The organism is Trinickia sp., assembly GCF_051961175.1.
Lineage (GTDB): Bacteria > Pseudomonadota > Gammaproteobacteria > Burkholderiales > Burkholderiaceae > Trinickia.
Genome location: NZ_JBQCDN010000267.1, coordinates 1 through 4,288, shown reverse-complemented (window position 1 = coordinate 4,288; position 4,288 = coordinate 1). Strand labels below are relative to the sequence as shown.

The 4,288-nt window shown below is 60.8% G+C and carries 3 protein-coding genes; 1 reads left to right on the top strand and 2 read right to left on the bottom strand.

The genetic code is table 11. From position 1 onward, the window contains the following. Window positions 1–734: 734 nt before the first annotated feature. Entirely contained in the window at window positions 735–2,138 is a 1,404-nt protein-coding gene (locus ACTHL0_RS15905; RefSeq protein WP_440567771.1) for a PLP-dependent aminotransferase family protein, read from the bottom strand. Window positions 2,139–2,252: 114 nt separating this feature from the next. Here ACTHL0_RS15905 and ACTHL0_RS15900 point away from each other — a divergent pair, with 114 nt between their 5' ends. Beyond that, on the top strand, window positions 2,253–3,578 hold the full coding sequence (locus ACTHL0_RS15900) for an aspartate aminotransferase family protein (protein ID WP_440567770.1): 1,326 nt from the start codon (window positions 2,253–2,255) through the stop codon (window positions 3,576–3,578). Window positions 3,579–3,797: 219 nt separating this feature from the next. Here the strand turns inward: ACTHL0_RS15900 and ACTHL0_RS15895 are convergent, their stop codons facing one another. Further along, a complete protein-coding gene (locus tag ACTHL0_RS15895; RefSeq protein WP_440563199.1) occupies window positions 3,798–4,172 on the bottom strand; it encodes a hypothetical protein in 375 nt (124 codons plus the stop codon). Between the last annotated feature and the right edge of the window lie 116 nt (window positions 4,173–4,288).

Here is a 4,288-nt window from a genome sequence, read left to right as displayed (position 1 = left end):
TCGCACCCGGGTGTCCAAGCCCGGGCACAACAGGTCGGTTGATTTTTCAAGCAGCGGTCTAGCAGTGCAACCGCAATTTGCAGATCGCGACGGCACACGTTGCTATAGCGCGGCGCAGATGCTCGGGCATCGAAGGACATCCCAACCGAGTGGTGCGGACGATCGGATCCGCAATCGATGAGACGTACGACCTGTCAGCCAGTGAAGATCATCCATGTATCGCTCCCCGAGAAATGCGATCAACGTCACATAAATTCTTAGAATTTCGCACCAGCATGAATCGTTTATTTGCATGAAACGCTGGGCGTCCGCTCACGGGCCGGCCTAACGCTCGTGGCTTGTACAGTCAACACCACGAAGTTGTTAGTTTCAAGCAAGGGGTAACCCTAGCTTCGTCGTGTTAACGACGGGGCGGTCGACAACGCCGACCACCACTGAAGTGGGCTGAATGAAGTGGAGATCAATGTTTCGTAGAATGAGCGAAACGGAGATCAAATGAATAGAGTACTAAGGACAGCTACACGAAGGAATTTCGCGAACTGGGGGTGAAGCTCGTTCGTGTCGGGGTGCCCTGTACATATTTGCTTCTCCTTTCTATCGAGTGGTGTGTATGGTCACCGGAAGAATTGGCTATGATGAGCAACAATGAAACTCTGACGTTCCTGCGCGAGCGGTTCGACAACGCACGCTACGCGAACGCGCAAGCGACATCTTAGGTCTCGGCAGCCCGAACGCTATGCCGCGAGCCCGCGGATGAATTCCCACAGCTCGGGCACATCCGATGTCGCCGCATTGAATCTGAACCAGGCCGATTCGGCCTCCGCCGGGCGGAAATACGATCCGGGTGCGAGCCAGATTCCCTTGGTCAGCGCTTCGGTCGCAACGGCCAAACTCTCGTCGGGCCGGATGGGCAGCTTGGCCCACAGGAAAAGCCCGGCGTTGGGGGTATGAAAGATTTCGAGCCCTGAGCTCAGCATCGATTCGGCCACGCTCGCATGCGCATTGAACAGCCGCTCGCGTATATGAGCCGTGTGACGATCGTAGTGTCCTTCGATCAGCACATTAGCCACCATTCGTTCCGTGACTTCGGAAGACGTCAGCCCCACGACCATCTTGGTCAGTGCGAGCTTTGAAATGAGCTCGCGGTTGGCGGCGATGTAGCCGACGCGCGCAGCCGGCGTAATCGTCTTCGAAAATCCCGACAGATAGATCACGCGCCGCAATCCTTCCATCGCGGCGAGACACGGCGCGCCGGGCGGCGCGAGTTCGCGCGAGATGTCGTCTTCGACGACCCATAAACCTTCGCGATCGGCGATCTGCAGCAAGCGGAACGCGGATGCCGCGCTGAGCGACGTGCCCGATGGGTTTTGCAGCGCCGTGTTGACGAATATGCCTTTGGGGCGATGCTCGCGGATAACGGTTTCGAGTTCTTCCGTATCGATGCCTTCCGCCGTGCGGGTCACGCTGACCACATTGATGAACGCGACCTTCAGGATCTGCAGCAAATTGCAGTAGCAAGGATCCTCGACGACGACGGTATCGCCCGGCTGCAGCAACGTCCGTACGATCAGGTCCAGCCCCTGCGTGACGCCTTGTGTCAGCAGGACGTCCGCAGTGCCGACGGACAGCGAATAGCGGCGCAACGATCCGCTGATGTATTCGCGAAGGGCGCCCAGACCATAAGGATGCCCGTAACCGCCGATGCGCGCGCCCGGCGTGCGGCTCACCACACGCAGCGCATGCTGCAGACCGCTCTCGTTGACCCAATCGTTCGGTATCCAGCCGCTGCCGGCCTTGATCGGTATCGATTGGTCGGCGAAAACATCCGAGAGCAACCAGGCTCCGTTCAGGCTCGGCGCGTGCCATGCCGGCGCGGCGGGCGTCTGACCCACCGGGGTTGCGACGCGGTAGCCCGCGCCTGCGCGCGCCACGATCAACCCGAGCGAGACGAGCCGCTGATACGCTTCGGATACCGTATAGGTGCTGAGGTTGTACGACTTGGCGAGCGCGCGTACCGACGGCAGCGCAGTGCCCGCGGGGTAGGTGGCGTTTTTGAGTTCCTGCCTGACCGACGAAACGATCTGCTCGACCAGCGTACCTTCGTCTTTCCGAGACCGGGATAAATTCAGCTTGAACATTTCAATACAGTCGGGAAGAAAAAACCAGTACGGTCTGAGTATTCGTTTTTTGCTGTCCAGTGATTGTAGCCTGCACAGTCGCTAAAGTCGGTCGCACATCGATGGAGTCATAGAATGAGCGCAACGGAAAACCCGAATCTTTCCAATTTCTGGATGCCCTTTACGGCAAATCGGCAATTCAAGGCCGCGCCGCGTCTGTTCAAGGCCGCCAAGGGCATGTACTACACGACGGTCGACGATCGCTCCGTGCTCGACGCAACGGCGGGGCTGTGGTGCGTGAATGCAGGGCACGGTCGCGACGAAATCACCGAGGCGGTCTCCCGGCAGTTGGCGACGATGGACTACGCGCCGACGTTCCAGATGGGCCATCCGCTCGCCTTCGAAGCGGCATCGAAAGTGGCCGAATTCATGCCGGCCGGCCTGGACCGGATTTTCTTCACCAATTCGGGTTCCGAATCGGTCGATACGGCCCTGAAAATCGCGCTCGCGTATCACCGTGCGCGTGGCGAAGGTCAGCGCACCCGCTTCATCGGGCGCGAACGCGGTTATCACGGCGTCGGCTTCGGCGGCATTTCGGTTGGAGGTATCGCGCCGAACCGCAAGGCGTTCTCCGGCAATCTGATGCCGCATGTCGATCATTTGCCGCACACGCTCAATATCGCCGAATGCGCCTTCACCCGCGGCCAGCCGACCTGGGGTGCGCATCTCGCCGACGAACTGGAGCGGCTCGTTACGCTGCACGATGCCTCGACGATTGCGGCTGTCATCGTGGAGCCGCTCGCCGGATCGACCGGCGTGCTGGTGCCGCCCAAAGGCTACCTGCAACGGCTGCGCGACATTTGCACCAAGTACGGCATCCTGCTCATCTTCGACGAGGTCATCACGGGCTTCGGCCGTCTTGGCGCGCCAACCGCGAGCGAATACTTCGGCGTGACACCGGATCTGCTGACGATGGCCAAGGCGATCAATAACGCGGCGATCCCGATGGGTGCCGTTGCGGCGAGCCGTGCCGTTCACGACGCGGTGGTCAATGCAGGTGCCGGCAATGCGATCGAGTTTTTCCACGGCTACACCTACTCGGCCCATCCGTCGGCGGCGGCCGCCGCGATCGCCACGCTGGACATTTACAAGCGTGAGCGGCTCTTCGAGCGCGCGAAGGAATTGTCGGGCGCATTCGAGGATGCGGTTCACGAATTGCGCAACTCGCCGCACGTCAAGGACATCCGCAACCTTGGCCTGGTCGCCGGAATCGAACTCGAATCGCGGGCGGATGCGCCAGGGGCGCGCGCTTACGAGGTCTTCCTGAAGTGCTTCGAAGCCGGCGTGCTCGTCCGTTATACAGGCGATATCCTGGCTTTCTCGCCGCCGTTGATCGTCGACGAGCGGCAGATCGACCAGATCTTTTCGACGGTTGGTGACGCGCTGCGCCAGGTCGGCTGATCGAAAATGGGCCGCCGTGCGCGGCCCGTATCGTCGCTACCTTTCCCGGGACCACGCAACGCCGGCTGCGCGCAGCGATGCGGCAGCCGCTTGGGCCCGGGCGATGTTCTTGTTGTACGACAGCGTTCAGGCGGGCAATCTCGAGGATATGCAATACGGCGGAGGACCCGACGAACTCGAGTCTTTGCTCTGGAGAGCGGGCTGCGGCACGTGTGCTGGCTAGCCTCGCGAAGGGCGGCGCAGGCGCGTCGGCCATCCCACTCTGACCAACACGTCATCGGGTGCGTTCAGCGCGAACTCGTACATTCCCCACGGTTTGTCGCTCGGGTCGCCGCTTCCGAGGATTTCGGCACCGAACACGGCGGCGAGTTCGTCTACATCCTCGCGGTAGAGGTAAAGCCCGAACGGATTGCGCCCCGGCAGGAGCCACCCTTCGACAGCCGGATTGAGATGGACTTGCCCACCGAAACCGTCGGCGAGCATGCGATAGTCGCCGAGACTGCCTGCCTCGCGCTTGAAGCCCAGCCGTGCGAAAAACGCCTCGGTGCGGTCAAGATCGTTGCAGGGCAGTATGGCGGTAAGGGTCGGTTGCATGTCGTCAATCTCGCGTGAAGAGCGGGCAATAGCGCTGCATAAAGCAAAGGAACAAGAGCGGATCGAGCTTCCCGGCCCATCGACCGGAGCATGGGTCCGTGTACTCACTGCTACGC